The organism is Marmoricola sp. URHA0025 HA25, from assembly GCF_054059435.1.
In genome coordinates this window covers 1,861,937-1,882,497 of sequence record NZ_JBSSCD010000001.1, presented here as the reverse complement: position 1 = coordinate 1,882,497, position 20,561 = coordinate 1,861,937, and the positions used below count along the sequence as shown (strand labels likewise).

The 20,561-nt window shown below is 70.3% G+C and carries 18 protein-coding genes; 13 read left to right on the top strand and 5 right to left on the bottom strand.

All coding sequences use genetic code 11. The annotated features are described in order from the left end of the window. Positions 1-3: 3 nt before the first annotated feature. From ACVW00_RS09195 to ACVW00_RS09175, 5 genes are read left to right on the top strand one after another with little or no spacing between them, the layout of a single operon-like run. Complete coding sequence (locus ACVW00_RS09195; RefSeq protein WP_457110600.1) at positions 4-1,065, top strand: thiolase domain-containing protein; 1,062 nt, start codon at positions 4-6, stop codon at positions 1,063-1,065. A 2-nt stretch (positions 1,066-1,067) separates the two neighbouring features. After that, the gene (locus ACVW00_RS09190) at positions 1,068-2,237 is read left to right on the top strand and encodes a thiolase domain-containing protein (RefSeq protein WP_457110599.1); all 1,170 of its coding nucleotides are present in this window, start codon (positions 1,068-1,070) and stop codon (positions 2,235-2,237) included. Between the two features lie 34 nt (positions 2,238-2,271). Further along, entirely contained in the window at positions 2,272-3,039 is a 768-nt protein-coding gene (gene map / locus ACVW00_RS09185; RefSeq protein WP_457110598.1) for a type I methionyl aminopeptidase, read from the top strand. A 49-nt stretch (positions 3,040-3,088) separates the two neighbouring features. Then, positions 3,089-3,613 carry a hypothetical protein gene (locus ACVW00_RS09180; RefSeq protein ID WP_457110597.1) on the top strand — a complete coding sequence of 175 codons (525 nt, stop codon included), beginning with the start codon at positions 3,089-3,091 and terminating at the stop codon, positions 3,611-3,613. Between the two features lie 25 nt (positions 3,614-3,638). Further along, positions 3,639-4,376, top strand: coding sequence for a YwiC-like family protein (locus ACVW00_RS09175; protein ID WP_457110596.1), 738 nt, complete (start codon positions 3,639-3,641; stop codon positions 4,374-4,376). Positions 4,377-5,382: 1,006 nt separating this feature from the next. On the opposite strand, the gene ACVW00_RS09170 is transcribed toward ACVW00_RS09175, so the two are convergent. Further along, positions 5,383-6,639 (bottom strand): cytochrome P450, encoded by a 1,257-nt coding sequence (locus ACVW00_RS09170; RefSeq protein WP_457110595.1) that lies wholly within the window; start codon positions 6,637-6,639, stop codon positions 5,383-5,385. Positions 6,640-6,747: 108 nt separating this feature from the next. On the opposite strand from ACVW00_RS09170, the gene ACVW00_RS09165 reads away from it, so the two are divergent. Next, complete coding sequence (locus ACVW00_RS09165; protein ID WP_457110594.1) at positions 6,748-7,911, top strand: steroid 3-ketoacyl-CoA thiolase; 1,164 nt, start codon at positions 6,748-6,750, stop codon at positions 7,909-7,911. Between the two features lie 68 nt (positions 7,912-7,979). On the opposite strand, the gene ACVW00_RS09160 is transcribed toward ACVW00_RS09165, so the two are convergent. Then, complete coding sequence (locus ACVW00_RS09160; RefSeq protein ID WP_457110593.1) at positions 7,980-9,359, bottom strand: cation:dicarboxylate symporter family transporter; 1,380 nt, start codon at positions 9,357-9,359, stop codon at positions 7,980-7,982. Between the two features lie 129 nt (positions 9,360-9,488). Here ACVW00_RS09160 and ACVW00_RS09155 point away from each other — a divergent pair, with 129 nt between their 5' ends. Both ACVW00_RS09155 and ACVW00_RS09150 read left to right on the top strand, forming a co-directional pair. After that, positions 9,489-11,087 (top strand): sensor histidine kinase, encoded by a 1,599-nt coding sequence (locus ACVW00_RS09155; protein ID WP_457110592.1) that lies wholly within the window; start codon positions 9,489-9,491, stop codon positions 11,085-11,087. Beyond that, the gene (locus tag ACVW00_RS09150) at positions 11,084-11,767 is read left to right on the top strand and encodes a response regulator (RefSeq protein WP_457110591.1); all 684 of its coding nucleotides are present in this window, start codon (positions 11,084-11,086) and stop codon (positions 11,765-11,767) included. Before ACVW00_RS09155 ends, ACVW00_RS09150 begins: the two co-directional genes overlap by 4 nt. Before the next feature lie 2 nt (positions 11,768-11,769). On the opposite strand, the gene ACVW00_RS09145 is transcribed toward ACVW00_RS09150, so the two are convergent. Then, positions 11,770-13,218 (bottom strand): glycine hydroxymethyltransferase, encoded by a 1,449-nt coding sequence (locus tag ACVW00_RS09145; protein ID WP_457110590.1) that lies wholly within the window; start codon positions 13,216-13,218, stop codon positions 11,770-11,772. 287 nt (positions 13,219-13,505) lie between these two features. Between ACVW00_RS09145 and ACVW00_RS09140 the strand changes: the two genes are divergently transcribed. The 4 genes from ACVW00_RS09140 (at position 13,506) to ACVW00_RS09125 (ending at position 17,009) form a co-directional block, all read left to right on the top strand. After that, complete coding sequence (locus tag ACVW00_RS09140) at positions 13,506-15,239, top strand: nitrite/sulfite reductase (RefSeq protein ID WP_457110589.1); 1,734 nt, start codon at positions 13,506-13,508, stop codon at positions 15,237-15,239. Continuing rightward, positions 15,236-15,433: a hypothetical protein gene (locus ACVW00_RS09135; protein WP_457110588.1), complete on the top strand. Its 198-nt coding sequence runs from the start codon at positions 15,236-15,238 to the stop codon at positions 15,431-15,433. The genes ACVW00_RS09140 and ACVW00_RS09135 overlap by 4 nt, the downstream gene beginning before the upstream one ends. Next, complete coding sequence (locus ACVW00_RS09130) at positions 15,430-16,176, top strand: phosphoadenylyl-sulfate reductase (protein WP_457110587.1); 747 nt, start codon at positions 15,430-15,432, stop codon at positions 16,174-16,176. Before ACVW00_RS09135 ends, ACVW00_RS09130 begins: the two co-directional genes overlap by 4 nt. Before the next feature lie 89 nt (positions 16,177-16,265). Then, complete coding sequence (locus ACVW00_RS09125; RefSeq protein ID WP_457110586.1) at positions 16,266-17,009, top strand: sirohydrochlorin chelatase; 744 nt, start codon at positions 16,266-16,268, stop codon at positions 17,007-17,009. A 4-nt stretch (positions 17,010-17,013) separates the two neighbouring features. Here the strand turns inward: ACVW00_RS09125 and egtD are convergent, their stop codons facing one another. Together egtD and egtB are read right to left on the bottom strand one after the other, a co-directional pair. Beyond that, complete coding sequence (gene egtD, locus ACVW00_RS09120; protein WP_457110585.1) at positions 17,014-17,994, bottom strand: L-histidine N(alpha)-methyltransferase; 981 nt, start codon at positions 17,992-17,994, stop codon at positions 17,014-17,016. Continuing rightward, positions 17,991-19,286, bottom strand: a complete 1,296-nt coding sequence (gene egtB, locus ACVW00_RS09115) for an ergothioneine biosynthesis protein EgtB (RefSeq protein WP_457110584.1) — start codon at positions 19,284-19,286, stop codon at positions 17,991-17,993. The genes egtD and egtB overlap by 4 nt, the downstream gene beginning before the upstream one ends. Positions 19,287-19,387: 101 nt before the next feature. Here egtB and ACVW00_RS09110 point away from each other — a divergent pair, with 101 nt between their 5' ends. Continuing rightward, positions 19,388-20,560, top strand: coding sequence for an aminotransferase class V-fold PLP-dependent enzyme (locus ACVW00_RS09110; protein ID WP_457110583.1), 1,173 nt, complete (start codon positions 19,388-19,390; stop codon positions 20,558-20,560). The last annotated feature ends 1 nt before the right edge of the window (position 20,561 follow it).

Here is a 20,561-nt window from a genome sequence, read left to right as displayed (position 1 = left end):
CGCATGCGTGACGTTGCGGTCGTGGGGTTCTCCCAGCGACAGATGAAGGAGCTCGACGGGTCGCCGACCTGTCTGGAGATCCTGGTCCCGGTCATCGCGGACCTGTACGAGCAGACCGGCTGGACCAAGAGCGACATCGGTTTCTGGTGCTCCGGCTCCAGCGACTACCTGGCCGGGCGGTCGTTCTCGTTCGTCTCGGCGGTCGACGCCATCGGCACGCTGCCGCCGGTGATGGAGTCACACGTCGAGATGGACGCCGCGTGGGCACTGTACGAGGCGTGGATCAAGATCCAGACCGGTGAGGTCGACACTGCCCTCGTCTACGGCTTCGGCAAGTCCTCGGCCGGCATCCTGCGGCGCATCCTGGCGCTCCAGCTCGACCCGTACACCGCGCAACCACTGTGGCCCGACACGGTCTCGCTCGCCGGCATCCAGGCCCGCGAGGGCATCGAGAAGGGCCTCTGGGACGAGAAGGCCATGGCCGAGGTCGTCGCTCGCTCGATGAGCGACGCCGCGAGCAACGAGTGGGCCATCCGCAAGGGCGCCACCTCCATCGACGACGTCCTCGACCAGCCGTTGTACGCCGACCCGCTCCGCCGCTGGGACTGCGCCCCGGTCTCCGACGGCGCCGCGGGCATCGTGATCGCCGCCGGCGACAGGGCGAACGAGGCGAGGCAGCGTCCCGCGTGGATCACCGGGTTCGAGCACCGGATCGAGCCGATCGCCCTCAACGCTCGTGACCTGACGGTGTCGACCGGCACCGCGGCCGCCGGTGCGGCTGCCGGCGTCGAGGGTGTCGACCTGGCAGAGCTGCACGCGCCGTTCTCGCACCAGGAGCTGATCCTCCGCGAGGCGCTCGGCCTGCCCGGCGATGTGACCGTGAATCCCTCCGGCGGAGCACTCACCGCGAACCCCATGTTCACCGCCGGCCTCAACCGGATCGGCGAGGCCGCCAAGAAGATCTGGGCCGGCGAGAGCGACAAGGCACTGGCCCACGCGACTGCGGGGCCGGTGCTCCAGCAGAACCTCGTCTGCACGATGGGCTCCACCAGGAAGGGCAGCTGACCATGAGCAAGGTTCCTGCAGCCGTCATCGGCGTCGGGCAGACCCACTACCGGGCCAAGCGTGAGGACGTGTCGATCGCGGGCCTGCTCCGCGAGGCCGTCGACCGCGCGCTCGAGGACGCCGGCGTGACCTTCGCCGACATCGACGCGGTCGTGGTCGGCAAGGCGCCGGACCTCTTCGAAGGCGTGATGATGCCCGAGCTGTACCTCGCCGACGCCCTCGGCGCTGCCGGCAAGCCGCTGCTCCGGGTGCACACCGCGGGCTCGGTCGGCGGGTCGACGGCGATCGTCGCCGCCTCGCTGGTCCAGGCGGGCGTGCACGAGCGCGTCCTCACGGTCGCCTTCGAGAAGCAGTCGGAGTCCAACGCCATGTGGGCGCTGTCGATCCCGGTGCCGTTCATCATGCCTGTGCACGCCGGCGCCGGCGGGTACTTCGCGCCACACGTGCGGTCCTACATCCGGCGCTCCGGCGCCCCGACGCACGTCGGGGCGATGGTGGCCGCGAAGGACCGGCAGAACGCGCTGAAGAACCCGTACGCGCACCTGCGCAACGAGGGCACGACCGTCGAGTCGGTGCTCGCCTCCACGATGCTCTGGGACCCGATCCGGTACGACGAGACCTGCCCGTCCTCCGACGGGGCCTGCGCCATGGTGATCGCCTCGGAGGACGCGGTCGCCAGGTCCGGCGTCGCCAACCCGGCCTGGATCCACGGCACCCAGATGCGCTCCGAGCCGACGACGGCTGCCGAGCGCGACCAGGTCAACCCGCTCGCCGGCCGCCACGCGTCGGCGGCGCTCTGGAAGCAGGCCGGGATCACCAGCCCGATCGACGAGATCGACTGCGCGGAGATCTACGTGCCCTTCTCCTGGTTCGAGCCGATGTGGCTGGAGAACCTCGGCTTCGTGCCCGAAGGCGACGGCTGGAAGCTCACCGAGGCCGGTGGGACGGCGCTCGGCGGCCGGCTCCCGGTCAACATGAGCGGCGGAGTGCTGTCCTCCAACCCGATCGGGGCGAGCGGCATGATCCGGTTCGCCGAAGCCTCCCTGCAGGTGATGGGCGAGGCCGGCGAGCACCAGGTCGACGGAGCCCGCAAGGCCCTCGGCCACGCGTACGGCGGGGGCTCGCAGTTCTTCGCGATGTGGGTCGTGGGAGCCGAGAAGCCGACCAACTGACGCGGACCGACCGGCCGGACCTAGGCTCGACCGGGTGATCGAGCTCTTCAACCCTTCCGAGATCGCCCGCCTTCGCGTCGCCGGTGCCTTCGTCGCGGAGGTGCTGACCGCACTGCGCGACGCCGCGGCGGTGGGAGTCAACCTCCTCGAGCTCGACGCGCTGGCAGCCCGGATGATCGCGGACCGCGGGGCGGTGTCCTGCTACGTCGACTACCACCCCTCCTTCGGTGCGATGCCGTTCGGCAAGGTGCTCTGCACGTCGGTGAATGACGCGGTGCTGCACGGCCTCCCCCACGACTACGTCCTGGCCGAGAGCGACCTGCTGAGCCTCGACTTCGCGGCTTCCGTCGACGGGTGGGTCGCCGACTCGGCGCTCTCGCTCGTGGTCGGTGAGCCCTATCGGGCCGACCTGGCGCTGATCACGGCGACCGAGCGCGCCCTGGAGGCCGGCATCGCGGCCGCCGTACCGGGCAACCGCCTCGGGGACATCAGCCACGCCATCGGCAACGTCGCCCGGCAGGCCGGCTACCCGGTCAACCTGCAGTTCGGTGGTCACGGCGTCGGCCGGACGATGCACGGTGACCCGCACATCCCCAACGACGGCCGACCCGGGCGCGGCCTGCCGATCCGCGAGGGCCTGGTGATCGCGATCGAGCCCTGGTTCATGCACGGCACCGACGAGATCCGCACGGACCCCGACGGCTGGACGCTGCGCAGCACCGACGGGTCCCGCGGCGCGCACAGCGAGCACACGATCGCCGTCACCGCCGACGGACCGGAGGTGCTCACCGCGCGCTCATGAAACCCCTTGACCGGTGTGATTACATGATTACATCGTTATAGGAGGCGCCATGAACGCGACAGAGCACGAGCAGATCACCGGATGGCTGCAGGGTCGGCTGCCGGACGACTGGTTCACCGAGCCGGCCGAGGTCAGCGTGGACCGCGACGAGATCGTGATCGTCGGCCGGATCGCCCTGCCCGACGGCGTCGGAGACGCCGAGGCGGACTCCGAGGAGACGAAGGAAGCAGCGGTCGGCCGGATCAGCCGGTTCCGCGAGGACACGCGCGACCAGCGCATCCGGATCGCCCGCGAGGCGGAGCGCCGCTTCGAGCGGAAGGTCTCGTGGGGTGCACGCTGCGGGACCACCAGGGCGCTGTTCACCCACGTGGCGGCACCGGTGATGACCCGGCTGCGCCAGCCGGAGCGGCAGGTGCTGGACACACTCGTCGAGGCGGGCGTCGCCCGCAGCCGGGCCGACGCACTCGGCTGGTGCGTGCGACTGGTCGGCGAGCACACCGAGGACTGGCTCGAGCAGCTGCGCGAGGCGATGACAAGTGTGCAGCGGCTGCGCAGCGAGGGTCCCGGTCTCTGAGCACACCCGTCCCTAGAGTGGGCGGGTGAGCCGAGGCCCTGGTTGGATCCCGAACCAGCACGGCGCCTGGGCGATGCTCGCCTCTCCCCTGCTCGTCGGCGTGCTCGCCGGCGGCGTTGCGTGGGTGCAGCTGCCGCTCACGGCGCTGTGGTTCGCCGGCTACTTCGCCTTCTTCGCGACCTCGCTGTGGCTCAAGGCGGGGCGCCGGCCGAAGTGGTTCCCGCCCGTGCGCGCCTACGGCCTGCTCTGCCTGGCGCTCGCGGCGGTCGTCGTGGTGATGCAGCCCGGACTCGTCCGGTGGGCACCCCTCTTCGTGGTGCCCCTCGCTGTCGGCCTCTACTCAGCAGCGCATCGACAGGATCGCGCGCTCGTGTCCGGGCTCCCGACCACCGCCGGGTCTGCGCTCATGACCGTCGTCGCGTACGACGCGGGCCCGGGCTCGGACCTGTCGCGGGCCTGGCAGCTGGCGCTCGTCCAGCTCCTCTACTTCGCCGGCACCGTCCTCTACGTCAAGACGGTGATCCGGGAGCGCGACAACCAGGCGTACCTCTGGCTGAGCGCCGGCTACCACGCCGTGGCGCTCGGCATCGTGGAGCTCGTCTTCGGCATCCACGCCGGTTCCCAGCTGCCGCTGATCGTCGCCTTCGGCCTCCTGCTCGGACGTGCGGTGCTCGTGCCGCCGTACCGGCCGACGCCGAAGCGGGTCGGAATCGGTGAGGTCGCCGCCACCGTTGCCGTGGCCGTCACTTCGTTGCTCGCCTGACCGGCGTTCCGGAGCGTTCAGGCCGACGAGGGGCCGCTCAGGAGCCGGGCCTTGGCTGCCGCGAACTCGTCGAGTGTCAACGCCCCGCTCTCGTGCAGCGGCAGCGAGCTGGGTGAGGGAAGCCACGAGGTGATGTGCACTGCGCGGATCGGCAGCCGCCTTCTGCTCTCCTGCAGGCGGACTCGGAACCGCTGCACGCACCGCCTCGATGCGCTCCCGGCAGACCGAGAACCAATTGGCGCTCAGGTCAGGCAAGGCAAACGGATAGAGGATCTCGAGGAGGCCGCTCTCCCACCGGAGCTCAACGAGGGAAGGTCTGACGTCGTGCGGGCCGAGCTTGTTCTCCATGGGCACATTCATCGGCTTGAACTCGAGCGACGTGACTTTGGAGTACGGGACCAGGAACTCTGCGCCAAGCGGTCCACCAAGCGTGAGGAGCGCTTTCGACCGCTCGAAGACGGCGTCGACGCGACCTGAGGCGACGCCATTCAGACCCTCCACGCGATGGACGACGCCCGAGATGATCCTCCGGTCCGGGTCCTTGACGGAGTCCACGAGCGCGAGGCCATGGCGAAGGTACCGGCGGAGCATCAATGGATTCAGCGCGCCGCTCAGCTCGCGGTTGGGCCTTTCGCGCCAGCGCCACTTTGCGGTCGACCGCCCACAGCCCTTGCAGTTGAACTCCTGAAACGATGGGGCGCTCTCCATCAGCGGGTTGAACCGGACGAGTCGCTTGCAGCCTGGACAGCGACGAACCGTTGACGTCGAGGCGCACACCGCGCACGTGAAACCACTCGCGTCCAGCGCACGAACACCGCCAGCCCCGCAGATCGCGCACGACATCGCAAACCCGCCGTCGACGAACAGGTTCTCCGCCGGGCCCACTTCGACGTGTTCGGCATCCACCACAATGACCTCCCGAAAGCGTCGCCACACTAGGCGAGAGGCGGGCCTCCGCGATCGAAATCGCAAAAACTCGACAGCGCGCCTCGACGCTCACGGTCGGTCACTTCGGTCCAGTGGTTACGCCTACGCGTACTTGACCGGGAGCTCCTTGATGCCGTTGATCCAGGCGTGGCGGAGCCGGCGCGGCTCGCCGGGTCTTGGTGATGTCGGGCATCCGGTCGGCGATCACGTTGAAGATCACCTCGACCTCGAGTCGGGCGAGGTTCGCGCCGATGCAGTAGTGCGCTCCGTGGCCGCCGAAGGCCAGGTGCGGGTTGGGGTCGCGGAGGATGTCGAACTTGTCAGGGTTCTCGAAGACGTCCTCGTCGTGGTTGCCGCTGGCGTAGTAGAGGCCGACGCGGTCGCCCTTCTTGATCGCCTGACCGCCGATCTCCACGTCGTTGAGCGCGGTCCGCTGGAACACCGTCACGGGGGTCGCCCAGCGGATCACCTCGTCGACCATCGTGGAGGGTCGCTCCCGCTTCCAGAGGTCCCACTGGTCGGGGTTCTCGAGGAACGCGTTCATCCCGTGCGTGATCGCGTTCCGCGTCGTCTCGTTGCCCGCGACGGCGAGCAGGATCACGAAGTAGCCGAACTCGTCGTCGCCCAGCTTGTGGCCGTCGACGTCCGCCGTCACCAGCTTGCTGATGATGTCGTCCTTGGGGTCCTGCGCGCGCTCGGCGGCAAGGGTCATCGCGTAGCCGAGGATCTCGGCGGCAGCGACGTCCGGCTGCGCGTTGTACTCCGGGTCGTCGTAGGCGAGCATCTGGTTGGACCAGTCGAAGAGCTTGCGCCGGTCCTCGAACGGTACGCCGAGCAGCTCCGCGATCGCCTGCAGCGGCAGCTCGGCCGCCACCTCGAAGACGAAGTCACCCTCGCCGCGGGCCAGCGCGTCGTCGACGATCGAGTTGGCACGCTCGACCAGCACCTCGTGGAGGGCGCCGATCGCCCGAGGGGTGAATCCGCGGCTGATGATCTGCCGGGTCTTGGTGTGGTCCGGCGGGTCCTGGTTGACCAGCATCACGCCCTGCAGCTCGATCTGCTCGCGCGTCATGTCCTCCTGGAAGCGGATGATGACGCCGTTCTCGTTGGCCGAGAAGTCCTTGCTGTTCTTCGAGATCGCCGCGATGTCGGCATGCTTGCTGATCGCCCAGAAGCCGGTGTCGAGGAAGCCTGCGCGCGCCTCGGGCGCCTGCTCCACCCACCAGACCGGGGCCGTCTTGCGGAGCTCCAGGAACTCCTGGAGCGGGATCCGCTCCTCGCACAGACCGGGGTCGGTGGGGTCGAAGCCGGTGGGCACTACGGGTACTGCGGTCACGGATGTCCTCCAGGTTTCTGTAACACGTTCTAGTATCGTGACATACTCGCCGTATGTTCGGAAGTCCCCGGGCAGCATTGCGTCGTCAGGAACTCCAGGAGGAAAACCATGGGCAACCCGGTCATCGTCGAAGCCGTGCGCACGGCCCAGGGCAAGCGCCGCGGCTGGCTGGCCGGCGTACACCCCGCGGTGCTGCTCGGCGCCGCCCAGGTCGAGGTGCTCAAGCGGTCGGGCATCGACCCGGAGCTGGTCGACCAGGTCATCGGGGGCTGCGTGACCCAGGCCGGCGAGCAGTCCAACAACATGGTCCGGCGCGCGTGGATGCACGCCGGCCTCCCGAACCACACCGCCTCGACGGTCATCGACGCGCAGTGCTCCTCGGCGCAGCAGTCGGTGCACCTGGTCAACGCGATGATCGCCGCCGGCGTCATCCGGGCCGGCGTCGCGTGCGGCATCGAGTCGATGTCGCGGATCCCGCTCGGAGGCAACGTGCCCAAGGGGCTGGGCGACCCGCGCCCGGACGGGTGGAGCATCGACCTGCCCAACCAGTTCGAGGGCGCCGACCGGATCGTGGAGAACCGGGGCTTCAGCCGCGCGGACGTCGACGAGTTCGGCCTGTGGTCCCAGCAGAAGGCACGCGCCGCGGCGGACGAGGGCCGGTTCGACAGGGAGATCTTCGGCGTCGAGGCGCCCGTGCTCGACGACGAGGGCAACCCCACCGGGGAGACGCGCGTCGTCAGCACCGACCAGGGCATCCGGGACACCTCTCTCGAGGCGCTCGCCGCCCTCTCCCCCGTGCTCGAGGGCGGCATCCACACGGCCGGCACCTCCTCGCAGATCTCCGACGGCGCGTCCGCGATGCTGCTCATGGACTCCGACCTGGCCGCCTCCCTGGGCCTGAAGGCCAGGGCCCGCGTCGTGTCGTCCTGCCTGATCGGCGCCGACCCCTACTACCACCTCGACGGCCCGGTGCAGGCGACCGAGAAGCTGTTCGCCGACACCGGCATGACGATCGCCGACATCGACGTCTGCGAGGTGAACGAGGCCTTCGCCGGCGTGGTGATGTCGTGGGCGAAGGTGCACAAGGTGCCAGAGGAGAAGATCAACGTGAACGGCGGCGCGATCGCGCTGGGCCACCCCGTCGGGTCGACCGGGACCCGGCTGCTCACCACCGCGCTGCACGAGCTGGAGCGTCGCGACGCGACGACCGCCCTGGTCTCGATGTGTGCGGGAGGCGCGCAGGCGTCCGGCACGATCATCGAGCGCCTCTGAGGCCACCCCGTACGCCGCGAAGGGGCGCCACCCGCAACGGGTGACGCCCCTTCGGCTGTCTGGCGTCCTCAGGCCGGCTGGAGCGACGGCGCCGTCGACGTGACCGGCACCGCCTCGGCCAGGTCCTCGGCGTCGAGCATGGTGGTCTCGTCGAACGGCTCCCGGCCGGCGAGCACGCGGTCCAGCCGAGCCCGGTCGAGGCTCCCGGTCCAGTGCCCGACCAGGACCGTCGCGACCGCGTTGCCGGCGAAGTTCGTCACCGCGCGAGCCTCGGACATGAACCGGTCGATGCCGACGATCAGGCCGACACCGTCGACGAGGTCCGGGCGGTGCGAGGCCAGGCCGCCGGCCAGCGTCGCCATCCCCGCCCCGGTCACGCCGGCGGCGCCCTTCGAGGCGACGATCATGAAGAGCAGCAAGGAGATCTGCTCACCGATGGAGAGCGGGTTGCCCATGGCGTTGGCGATGAACAGCGAGGCCATCGTCAGGTAGATCGCGGTCCCGTCCAGGTTGAACGAGTAGCCGGTCGGGACCACCACGCCGACGGTCGGCTTGTCGACGCCGGCGTGCTCCATCTTGGCGATCAGCCGCGGCAGCGCCGACTCCGACGACGAGGTGGAGACGATCAGCAGGAACTCGCGCGCCAGGTAGCGCAGCAGCGAGAAGAGGTTGACCCCGGTCGCCAGCTTGAGGATGGTGCCGAGCACGACGAAGACGAACAGCGCACAGGTGATGTAGAAGCCGACCATCAGGATGGCCAGGCTCTTCAGCGCATCGATGCCGGTCTCACCGACCACGGCGGCCATCGCTCCGAAGGCACCGACCGGCGCGGCCCACATGATCATCGCGAGCACGCGGAACACCAGCCTCTGGGCGTGACCGACGCCGCGCAGCACCGGCTCACCGGCACGGCCCATCGACTGCAGCGCGAAGCCGACGAGGAGCGCCACGACGAGCGTCTGCAGGACGTCGCCCGACGTCAGCGAGGAGAGCAGCGAGACCGGCACGATGCCGAGAAGGAAGTCGGTCGTCGACCCGCTCGCCCCGGCGGCCTGGGCGTGGCCCGCGCTGGCGGCGGCGTCGGTGAGGTGCAGGCTGGACCCCGGGTGGAGCACGTTGCCGACCACGAGCCCGATGGCGAGCGCGGCCGTGGACATCACCAGGAAGTAGCCGAGCGCCAGGCCGCCGACCTTCCCGACTCGCGCCGCGCTGCGCACCGAGCCGACGCCGAGCACGATGGTGCAGAAGATCACCGGCTGGATCATCATCTTGATCAGGCCGACGAACGCCGTCCCGATCGGCTTGAGCTGCACCGCGAAGTCCGGCGCCGCGAGCCCGGTGACGATGCCGAGGCCGACGGCGGCGATCACGGCCAGGTACAGGTAGTGGGTCCGGTCGCGGCGCGGCGTCGCTGCCTTCCGTCCGGGCATCTCAGCTGTCGTGGTCATCGTTCCTCCAGTGGGGATCCGGGAGCCTCCCGGTCCCCTCACTCTCGGATCGGATGTGACCGGCGTCACCGTTGTGTTCGTTGAGTTCGCGGGACGAGCACGGACGAGCGGGTGCGGCACAATGCGCACATGCGGCTGCCAGGGCTCCTGCCGGCCCGTGGGCGCGAGAGCCCCGTGGCCCGCCAGATCCTGCTGCTGCAGGTCCTGGTGGTGCTCGTCGTCGTGGTGGTGGCGGTGGGCTTCGCGACGTACGAGGCCCGGCACACGACCCGCGTGCACGCCCGTGACCAGGCCGTCGCCGTCGCGGAGTCCGTGGCCGACTCCCCTCTCGTGCGCGCCGCCTTCCGCACCAACGAGCCGTGCGACGCGCTCCAGCCGTACGCCGAGGCGGTGCGCAAGGACACCGACGTGGACTTCGTGGTGGTGATGAGGCTCGACCGCACCCGGTGCACGCACCCGGACCCGAATCAGATCGGCGGGCACTTCATCGGTGACCTCGGTGACGCGCCGCTGGGAGGGATCTTCACCCAGGAGAAGACCGGCACCCTCGGTCCGTCCGAGCGTGCCGTCGTGCCGGTGCGGGCGTCGGACACCGACGACACCGTGGTCGCGCTGGTCTCGGTCGGCATCAAGATCGACAAGATCGACAGCCAGCTGCGTCGCAACCTGCTCGGGGTGGGTCTCGCCGCGCTGGCCGTCCTGGCAGTCGGGGTGGGCGGGGCGTGGCTGATCAGCCGGCGCCTGCGCCGGCAGACGCACGGGATGGGCGAGCGGGAGATCACCCGGATGTACGAGTACTACCGAGCGGTCCTGCACGCCGTTCGCGAAGGTCTGATGCTGCTCGACTCCGAGGGCCGGGTGCAGCTGGTCAACGACGAGGCCCGGCGACTGCTCGGCCTCCCCGACGAGGTCGTCGGGCGCGCGATCACCGACCTGGGCCTGCCACCCGGGCTGGTGGCCGCAGCGATCGGCGACACCGCCGAGGCGGACGACATCTACGTGGCCGGTGAGCACGTGCTGGTCGTCAGCACGTCGCCGGCCTCGTGGGACGGCCGCGAGGTCGGCGCGGTCGTCACGCTGCGCGACCGCACGGAGCTCGTCGACGTGACCGGCGAGCTGGACGTCGTACGCGGCCTCTCGGAGTCACTGCGCTCGCAGAACCACGAGGCTGCCAACCGCCTGCACACGGTGGTGTCGCTGATCGAGATGGGCCGAGCAGGTGACGCGGTCGCCTTCGCCACCGACGAGCTGGAGGCCGCGCAGCAGCTCACCGACCGGGTGGTCGCCTCCGTCGAGGAGCCGGTGCTGGCCGCGCTGCTGCTCGGCAAGACGGCGCAGGCATCCGAGCGCGGCATCGAGCTGGGGGTCTCGGGTGACCTCCGCGAGGGTGCCGCGCCGGTCGAGGCGCGCGACCTGGTCACCGTGGTCGGCAACCTGGTCGACAACGCGATGGACGCGGTCGGCGGGCAGGAGCATCGCCGGGTGGAGGTGCACCTGGAGGCCGACGACCGGCAGCTGAAGGTCGTGGTCGGCGACAGCGGGCCCGGCGTACCGGTCGAGGACCGTGAGCACGTGCTCGAGCGAGGCTGGTCGACGAAGGCGACCGGCTCCGGCATCGGGCTCGCCCTCGTCGGCCAGGTGGCCCGCCGCTCCGGGGGCACGGTGTCGGTCGGGAGCTCGCCGCTCGGCGGCGCGGAGTTCATCGTGACCCTCGGGAGACCCTCGTGACGGTCCGCGTCCTCGTCGTCGAGGACGAGCAGCTGGCCGCAGAGGCGCACGCCACCTACACGAACCGGGTCGACGGCTTCGAGGTCGCTGGCGTGGCGCGGTCGGCGGGCGAGGCGATGCGCCAGCTCGCTGCGGACCCGAGCATCGACCTGCTGCTCCTCGACATGCACCTGCCCGACGGCCACGGCCTCGGGCTCCTGCAGCGGCTGCGGGCGGCCGGGCACCTCTGCGACGTGATCGCGGTGACCTCGGCCCGGGACGCCGAGGTGGTCAGGCACGCCGTGGCGCAGGGCGTCGTCCTCTACCTGCTCAAGCCGTTCTCGTTCGCGACGTTCCGCACCAAGCTCGAGCAGTACGCCGACTACCGCGCCCGGCTCGCCAGCACGGCTGCCGACGTCGTGCAGGACGACGTCGACCAGCTCATCGGCACGCTGCGCACGCGGGGCGCCGCAGCACCGACCCCCAAGGGCATGAGCACGGAGTCACTGCGCCAGGTCACCGACGCGCTCCGCCGAGCGGACAGCGGGCTCTCGGCCAGCGAGGTCGCCGAGGCGATCGGCGCCTCCCGGGTGACGGCGCGCCGCTACCTCGAGCACCTCGCGGACGAGGGTCTGGTCGAGCGCGCGCCGCGCTACGGCGGCAGCGGCCGCCCCGAGGTGGAGTACCGCTGGCGGCGCTGATCTCAGCTGAGCTGCAACCCGGGGTAGAGCGGGTGCTTCTCGAGGAGCTCGGCCGACTGTGCCTTGACCCGGTCGGCGACACCGTCGGCCAGCGTGTACGTCGCCTTCGAGGGCGCGCCGGCCGCGGTGTTGTTCGGCGTGGTGTGGGAGAGCACCTCGACGATGAGCTCGGCGACCTTGTCGAACTCGTCGTGGCCGAAGCCCCGCGTGGTCAGGGCAGGAGTGCCGAGCCGGACGCCCGAGGTGTACCAGGCGCCGTTGGGGTCGTGCGGCACGGAGTTCCGGTTGGTGACGACGCCGGCGTCGAGGAGCGCGGACTCGGCCTGCCGGCCGGTCAGGCCGAACGAGGTCACGTCGAGCAGCACGATGTGGTTGTCGGTGCCGCCGGTGACGAGCCTCGCGTCGCGCGAGAGGAAGCCCTCGGCCAGCGACTTCGCGTTGTCGGCGATGTCCTGCGCGTAGACCTGGAAGGACGGCTGCCGCGCCTCCGCCAGCGCGACCGCCTTGGCGGCCATCACGTGGGAGAGGGGACCGCCCAGGACCATCGGGCAGCCGCGGTCGACGTCGGCGGCGAACTCCTCCTGCGCCAGCACCAGGCCACCGCGCGGACCGCGCAGCGACTTGTGCGTCGTGGTGGTGGTGATGTGCGCGAAGGGCACTGGGTCTTCGTCGCCGGTGAACACCTTGCCGGCCACGAGACCGGCGAAGTGCGCCATGTCGACCATCAGGGTGGCGCCGACCTCGTCGGCGATCTCGCGCATCTTCGCGAAGTTCACCCGGCGCGGGTAGGCGGAGTAGCCGGCGACGAGCACCAGCGGCCGGAACTCGCGCGCCTTGGCCGCAACCACGTCGTAGTCGAGCAGGCCGGTCTCGGGATCGGTGCCGTACTGCTGCTGGTGGAACATCTTGCCGCTGATGTTCGGGCGGAAGCCGTGGGTGAGGTGGCCGCCGGAGTCGAGCGACATGCCGAGCAGGCGCTGGTTGCCGAACTCGTGGCGCAGCTGCTCCCAGTCCGCCTCGGAGAGCTCGTTGACGTTCTTCGCGCCCAGGCGCTCGAGCGCGGGCGTCTCGACGCGGTGGGCCAGGATCGACCAGAACGCCACCAGGTTGGCGTCGATGCCCGAGTGCGGCTGCGCGTAGGCGTACGGCGCACCGAACAGCTCGCGCGCGTGCTCGGCGGCGAGGGACTCCACCGTGTCGACGTTCTGGCAGCCGGCGTAGAAGCGGTGGCCGATCGTGCCCTCGGCGTACTTGTCGGAGAACCAGGTGCCCATGGTCAGCAGCACGGCCGCTGAGGCGTAGTTCTCCGAGGCGATCAGCTTCAGCGACGCCCGCTGGTCGGTCAGCTCCTGGCGTGTGGCCTGCGCCACACGCGGCTCTACCGTGGCGATCACCTCGAGCGCAGCGTCGTAGGCGGTGGAGGCGGCTTTTGCGAGGGATTCTGCGCTCATGGCGACAGCCTAGGGCCGGGCGCTGACGGTGTCCGGGGCACCACGACGTGTACCAAATCGCGGACACCCGTCTCATGACATGAGATTCCGGTTTGTGGAAGCAGTGTCCGGAACCTGAGACTTGCTCCCATGATCAGTGCTGCCACCTCGACCTGGCTCGTGACGCGACGTCACGTGGACCTCGGTCGTACCCGCAGCATGATGTGTTGGCCCCGCTGAACGCGTCACGACCCGTTCCCCTTGCGCGCAGCGTCGCGCGCGATTCCCTTCAGCGAAGGACCACCCGCATGCCTGACCTGCGATTCCAGTCTTCACCTCCGCGCCACACCGAGGTCCCCCGACCCAAGCGCGCCGAGGGCCAGTGGTCGTTCGGCTACACCGAGCCGCTGAACAAGAACGAGCAGTCCAAGAAGGACGACGACCCGCTGAACGTCCGGGCGCGGATCCTCAACATCTACTCCCGTCGCGGGTTCGACTCGATCGACCCCGCAGACCTCCGCGGGCGGTTCCGCTGGATGGGCCTCTACACCCAGCGCCGTCCCGGCATCGACGGCGGCAAGACCGGTGCCCTCGAGGAGGAGGAGCTCGACGACCGCTACTTCATGATGCGGATCCGCACCGACGGCCAGGTCCTCACCGCCGACGCCGTGCGGACCCTCGGACAGCTCAGCACCGAGTTCGCCCGCGACACCGCGGACATCACCGATCGCAACAACATCCAGTACCACTGGATCGACATCGCATCGGTGCCCGAGATCTGGGAGCGTCTCGAGGCGGTCGGGCTGACCACGCTGGAGGCGTGCGGCGACGGTCCGCGACCCTTCCTCGGGTCCCCCGTCGCCGGCATCGCGAAGGACGAGCTGATCGACGGCTCGTCGGCACTCGCCGAGATCAAGCGGCGCGCACTCGACAACCCGGAGTTCTCCAACCTCCCGCGCAAGTACAAGACGGCGCTGACCGGACACCCGAGCCACGACGTGGCCCCGGAGATCAACGACATCGCCTTCGTGGCCACGGTGCACCCCGAGCACGGCGTCGGGTTCGACGTGTGGGTCGGCGGCGGCCTGTCGACCAACCCGATGCTCGCCCAGAAGCTCGGCGTGTGGGTGTCCCTCGAGGACGTGCCCGACATCTGGGAAGGCGTCACCTCGATCTTCCGCGACTACGGCTACCGACGGCTGCGCTCCCGTGCGCGGCTGAAGTTCCTGGTCGCGGACTGGGGCGTCGCGAAGTTCCGAGAGGTGCTCGAGAACGAGTACCTGGGCCGGAAGCTGGTCGACTGCGAGTCGCCCGCGGTGCCCGAGCGCCAGGGTGACCACATCGGCGTGCACGAGCAGAAGGACGGCAAGTTCTACGTCGGAGCCGCGCCGGTCGTCGGCCGGGTCAGCGGAGCCATGCTGACCGGCCTCGGTGACCTCGTCGAGCGGTACGGCGCGACCGGCGTCCGGCTCACGGCGTACCAGAAGCTCGTGGTGATCGGCGTCGACGGCGCTGACACCGACGCCTTCGTCGCCGACCTGGAGACGATCGGCCTCACGGCGCGACCGAGCAACTGGCGGCGCACCACGATGGCGTGCACCGGCATCGAGTTCTGCAAGCTGGCAATCGTGGACACCAAGCAGCGCGCGACCGACCTGATCGCCTCGCTCGAGCTGCGGTTCCCCGACCTCGACACGCCGATCACGGTCAACGTCAACGGCTGCCCCAACGCCTGCGCCCGCACCCAGGTGGCCGACATCGGCCTCAAGGGTCAGCTCGTGCTCGACGACGACGGCAACCAGGTCGAGGGCTTCCAGGTCCACCTGGGCGGCGGCCTCGGGCTGGTCAGTGCCTTCGGCAAGAAGCTCCGGGCGCACAAGGTCACCAGCGCCGGGCTCGACGACTACATCACCACCGTGGTGAGCAACTACCTGGCCGACCGCACTGTCGGCGAGAGCTTCGCCGCCTGGACGGTGCGAGCCGACGAGGTGCTGCTGCGCGGCGAGAAGACTCTCGACGCGGTGCTGGAGCCGGTCTCATGAGTGAGCGTGCCGTGCCGTTCCACTGCCCCTACTGCGGCGACGAGAACCTGTGGCCCCACGAGCCGGCTGCTGGTGATCGCGCCGAGTCGACCTCCGGGCACGGCGCCTGGGAGTGCCGCTCGTGCCTGCGCGCGTTCAAGGTCTCGATGATCGGCCAGCTCACGCGGCCGCCGATCACCGGAGGCCGGTCATGACCGCCCCGGGCACGATCGCCGCCCGCAACCGGCGCGGCTCGGAGACCGAGGGCCGGAGCACCGAGGAGCTCAAGGCGATGGTGTCCCACGTGGGCGCCGAGCTGGAGCTCGCGCCGGCCGAGGACATCATCGAGTGGGCCGTTGCCACCTTCGGTGCGCGCTTCTGCATCACCTCCTCCATGGGTGATGCCGTCCTGTCCCACCTGGCGTCCAAGGTCGCCCCGGGCATCGACGTCGTCTTCCTCGACACCGGCTACCACTTCGTCGAGACGATCGGCACCCGCGACGCCGTGGCGGCGACGCTCCCGGTCAACCTGCTGACGATCACCCCGGTGCAGTCGGTCGCGGAGCAGGACGCGGAGTACGGGCCCGAGCTGTACGAGCGTGATCCGGACCTGTGCTGCGCACTTCGCAAGGTGGCGCCGCTGCAGGAGTCGCTGGCCAACTACGACGCCTGGGCCACGGGCCTGCGGCGTGCCGAGACCCACAACCGGGTCATCGCGCCGGTCGTCGGCTGGGACGACAAGAAGCAGAAGGTCAAGGTCTCGCCGCTCGCGCGCTGGAGCGACGACGAGGTCGAGCGCTACATCGCCGAGAACGGCGTACTCGTGAACCCCCTGCAGTACGACGGCTACCCGTCCATCGGGTGCTGGCCGTGCACCCAGCGGGTCGCGCCCGGCGAGGACGCCCGGAGCGGGCGCTGGGCCGGCACGAGCAAGACCGAGTGCGGCATCAACCAGTAGCAGGCAGCACCAGATCCACCACCGCGACATCAACCCATCGCAACGACAGCGTCGTCAAAGCGAGATCGAAGAGAAGGGAGGCCGGTCCCATGACCGCCCCAGCCCTCATCGCCCTTGCCCACGGCAGCCGCGATCCGCGATCCAAGGCGACCATCGAGGCACTCGTCGCCGAGACCCGGACGATGCGCCCCGACCTGCGGATCGAGGTCGCCTTCCTCGACCATGTACGGCCGTCCTTCGAGACCGCCGTCAACAAGCTCGTGCGCGCGCACTTCGACGAGATCGTGGTGGTGCCGCTGCTGCTCAGCGAGGCGTTCCACGCCAAGGTGGACGTGCCCGAGGTGATCGCGCAGGCCACGGCGCGACACGCCGGCCTGCAGATCCGCGCGACCAAGGTGCTCGGCCTCGAGCACGCGTTCCTCGGCGTGCTCGACAAGCGTCTGCGCGAGGCCCTCAGTGCCGCCCGGGTGCGTGAGCTCGACGCGCTCGTGCTCGCGGCGGCAGGGTCCTCCGACCCGCTCGCCAACCAAGCCGTCGCCCGCCTCGCCCGCGTCTGGGGCGCCCACCACCGGCTGCCCGTGACCGCAGCGTTCGCCTCCACCACTCCCCCGGCGACCGGCGAGGCCGTCCGTGCGTTCCGCGCCGAGGGCCGCCGGCACGTGGCGGTCGCCTCGATGTTCCTCGCACCCGGCTTCCTGCCCGACCGGGCCGCGGAGCTCGCCTTCGAGGCGGGCGCCGTCGCGGTCTCCGAGCCCCTGGGCGCGGACCCCGAGGTCGCGCGCACGATCCTGGCTCGGTACGCCGTGGGTGCGGTCGAGCTCGTTCCCGTCTGAGACCTCAGCCCTTCGTCGCCAGCGTCAGCGCGAAGTCGCCGGCATCGTCGGTCCAGACCCGGGTGACGCCCAGGCCGGCCCCCTCGAGCTCGGCGGCGATCTTGCTGACCCGGAACTTCGTCGAGATCTCCACGCGGATCTCCTCGCCGCTGGCGAGGTCGAGGACCACGCCGGCCCCCGGGATGGTGACCCGTTGCGGCATCTCGGAGCGGAGCCGCAGGTCCATCCGCTCCATGTGGGCGTCCCAGAACGGGATGTAGGAGAACCCCTCCAGGTCGAAGTCAGCCCCGAGCTCGCGGTTGAGCACGCGCAGCGAGTTGAGCACGAACTGCTCGGTGACGCCCGCGTCGTCGTGGTAGGCCGCGATCAGCCGGTCGGCGCTCTTGACCAGGTCGGTGCCCAGTAGCAACGAGTCCCCCGGCTGCAGCACGTCGGCGAGTGCGCCGAGGAAGGCCCGGCGCTCCTCGAGGTAGAGGTTGCCGATCGTGCCGCCGAGGAACGCCACCATCCGGCGTCCGCCTTGCGGGAGCTGGCCGAGGTGGAGGGTGAAGTCTCCGACCACGGCTTCCACCTCCAGGCCCGGGTAGCTCTGGGCGATCCGGGCCGCGGCATCGCGCAGCGTGCGCTCGGAGACGTCGACCGGTCCGAACCGGGTCAGCTGATCCGTGCTCGTGAACGCGTCCAGCAGCAGCCGGGTCTTGTCACTGGTGCCGCTGCCGAGCTCGATCAGCGTGGTGGCGCCACTGGCCGAGGCGATCTCGGCCGCGTGGGCCTCGAGGATGGAGTGCTCGGCCGCGAACGGGTAGTACTCCGGCAGTCGCGTGATCTCGTCGAACAGGACCGACCCGGCGTCGTCGTAGAGCCACTTCGGCGGCAAGGTGCGCGGATGCGCGGCGAACCCGCGCCGCACGTCGTCGACCAGGCTGCCGCTCGCCCAGTCGGGGTCGAGCAGGACCGCGACCTGCGGCTCCTTGGCGGCGGTCACCGGCCGGCTCCGAAGTCGGCGAGGCGGACACCCGACAAGGCCCAGCGTGCGCCCGGCGGGAAGAAGTTGCGGTAGGTCGCGCGGGCGTGATCCGGCGGGGTCAAGGCACAGCCGCCACGCAGCACCATCTGGTTGGACATGAACTTGCCGTTGTACTCCCCGATCGCGCCCTCGGCGGGATGGAAGCCGGGATAGGCGTGGTAGGCCGAGGACGTCCACTCCCAGCAGTCGCCGTAGACCTGGCGCAGGCGACCGGTCGCGGGCCCCGCGGCCCGGGGGTGGTAGGTCTCGGTGTCGGTCAGGTTGCCGAGCACCCGGGGCGCCTGGCCGTCAGCGACGACAGCGTGCTCCCACTCCGCCTCGCTGGGCAGCCGCTTGCCGGCCCAGGTGGCGTAGGCATCAGCCTCGTAGTGGCTGACGTGGCTGACCGGGAGGCCCGGGTTGACCGGGAACGTGCCGTGCAGCGTGTGCTCGAACCAGACGCCGTCCAGCTCGATCCAGTAGTACGGCGCCTGCCAGTCCTCGCCCGTGACCTTCGCCCAGCCGTCGGAGAGCCAGAGCTCGTGGCGCCGGTAGCCGCCGTCGGCCATGAACTCCAGCCACTCGCCGTTGGTGACCAGCCGGTCGGCGAGCCGGTAGGGCTGCAGGTAGGTCTGGTGGCGCGGCAGCTCGTTGTCGAAGGAGAAGCCGGCGCCGTCGTGGCCGATCTCCACGAGACCGCCCTCGAAGTCGACCCACCCGAGCGTGTCGGGCTCGGACTGCGGGCTCGGCATCCCGGCGTACGCCGGCCGGAGGGGGTTGAGCGAGAGCACGTGCTTGATGTCCATCAGCAGCAGCTCCTGGTGCTGCTGCTCGTGGTGGAAGCCGAGCTCGATCGTGCCGGTGAGCTTGTCGAGGGTGCCCTCGTCGAGCGAGCCGATCAGGTCGCGCATCCGGGCGTCGACGTTGCCGCGGTAGACGCCGACGTCGTGCGCCCCGGGCCGGCTGATCACTCCGCGTTGAGGTCGCGAGAACCGCGGGCCGACTGCCTCGTAGTAGCTGTTGAACAGGAACCAGTACTTGTCCTGGAACGGCGCGAACGCCTGCTCCTGCTCGGCCAGCACGAAGGTCTCGAAGAACCAGGTGACGTGTGCCCGGTGCCACTTCGTGGGCGAGACGTCCGGCATCGACTGGACGGTCTGGTCCTCGGGCGAGAGGGGCGTGGCGAGCGTCTCGGTGTGGGCCCGGACCTCGTCGTACCGGTCGATCAGTGACTGCGCATCCCAGGGGGTGTCCGACGTTGTGACGGTCATCCCGCGAGCCTAGGGACTGTCGCCGACAGTTCCGAGGCCCGGGGCCGGACGTCAGTGAATGTTCACATTCCCCTCGGCCACCCGTACGGCACCATGGGGTCGTGATCGACCTGGACGCGGAGCGAGCGCGCACGCCGGGCTGCCGCGACCGGGTCTTCCTCGACAGTGCCGGCTCGTCACTTCCGACGACAGCCGTCACGGACGTGATGACCGCCCACCTGCGACGCGAGGCCGAGGTCGGCGGGTACGCAGCGGCGGCCGAGCGGGCCGAGGATCTCGCTGCCCTCCCCGCCGCCCTCGGCCGGCTCCTCGGCTGCGAGCCGGACCTGGTGGCGCTCACCGACAGCGCGACCAGGGCCTGGAACCTGTTCGTCACCGCGATCCGCTGGTCGCCGGGCGACCGCATCCTCGTCTGCGGGACCGAGTACGCCAGCAACGCGATCGCGCTGCTGCAGCGCGCCCGGCTCGACGGGTGCTCGATCGAGGTCGTGCCGAACGACGCCGCGGGCCTGCTCGACCTGGATGCGCTCTCCGCGATGCTCGACGAACGGGTGCGGCTGGTCTCGCTCGTGCACGTCCCGACCAACTCCGGCCAGGTGGCGCCGATCCACGAGGTCGTCGAGCGCGCGCACGAGGTCGGCGCCCTGGTCCTGCTGGACGCCTGCCAGTCCGTGGGTCAGCTCCGTGTCGACGTCGCAGACCTCGGCGTCGACGCCCTCACGGCGTCCGGCAGGAAGTGGCTGCGCGGCCCGCGCGGCACCGGCTTCCTCTACGTGCGGCGTGCGGTCCTCGACGACCTGGAGCCCGCTGCCGCAGACATGCGTGGCGCCACGTGGACCGGGCCGAAGACGTACGAGCTGGAGGCCGGCGCCCGACGCTTCGAGCTCTGGGAGTACGACGTGGCCGCGCGGCTCGGACTGAAGGAGGCCGTCGAGCACCTCCTCGCGCTCGGGGTCGACGAGGTCGAGAAGGCGGTCCGGTCGCGAGCCGCCGACCTGCGCGCCGCGCTCTCCGACGTGCCGGGCGTCGTCCTGCGCGACGTCGGCCCGGACGTGTGCGGCATCGTCTCGTTCACGGTCGACGGCGTCGAGCCGACCGAGGTCCGTGACCGGCTCGCGGCCGAGGAGGTCACCGTGGCGGTCAGCGGCCTGGCCTCGACGCGCCTCGACATGTCCGAGCGCGGGCTCGCGGCCGTCGTACGCGCGTCGCCGCACTACTTCGTCAGCCCTGACGACCTCTCGGCGGCCGTAGCTGCGGTGGCCGGGGCGCGCTGAG

What these genes read in the sequence shown, in the direction of transcription:
- ACVW00_RS09190 (WP_457110599.1), top strand. Translation starts at nt 1,068, where the DNA reads ATGAGCAAGGTTCCTGCAGCCGTCATCGGCGTCGGGCAGACCCACTAC.
- ACVW00_RS09145 (WP_457110590.1), bottom strand. Translation starts at nt 13,218, where the DNA reads ATGAGCGCAGAATCCCTCGCAAAAGCCGCCTCCACCGCCTACGACGCT.
- ACVW00_RS09125 (WP_457110586.1), top strand. Translation starts at nt 16,266, where the DNA reads ATGACCGCCCCAGCCCTCATCGCCCTTGCCCACGGCAGCCGCGATCCG.
- ACVW00_RS09130 (WP_457110587.1), top strand. Translation starts at nt 15,430, where the DNA reads ATGACCGCCCCGGGCACGATCGCCGCCCGCAACCGGCGCGGCTCGGAG.
- ACVW00_RS09140 (WP_457110589.1), top strand. Translation starts at nt 13,506, where the DNA reads ATGCCTGACCTGCGATTCCAGTCTTCACCTCCGCGCCACACCGAGGTC.
- ACVW00_RS09195 (WP_457110600.1), top strand. Translation starts at nt 4, where the DNA reads ATGCGTGACGTTGCGGTCGTGGGGTTCTCCCAGCGACAGATGAAGGAG.
- ACVW00_RS09155 (WP_457110592.1), top strand. Translation starts at nt 9,489, where the DNA reads ATGCGGCTGCCAGGGCTCCTGCCGGCCCGTGGGCGCGAGAGCCCCGTG.
- ACVW00_RS09180 (WP_457110597.1), top strand. Translation starts at nt 3,089, where the DNA reads ATGAACGCGACAGAGCACGAGCAGATCACCGGATGGCTGCAGGGTCGG.
- ACVW00_RS09135 (WP_457110588.1), top strand. Translation starts at nt 15,236, where the DNA reads ATGAGTGAGCGTGCCGTGCCGTTCCACTGCCCCTACTGCGGCGACGAG.
- ACVW00_RS09165 (WP_457110594.1), top strand. Translation starts at nt 6,748, where the DNA reads ATGGGCAACCCGGTCATCGTCGAAGCCGTGCGCACGGCCCAGGGCAAG.
- ACVW00_RS09160 (WP_457110593.1), bottom strand. Translation starts at nt 9,359, where the DNA reads ATGACCACGACAGCTGAGATGCCCGGACGGAAGGCAGCGACGCCGCGC.
- egtB (WP_457110584.1), bottom strand. Translation starts at nt 19,286, where the DNA reads ATGACCGTCACAACGTCGGACACCCCCTGGGATGCGCAGTCACTGATC.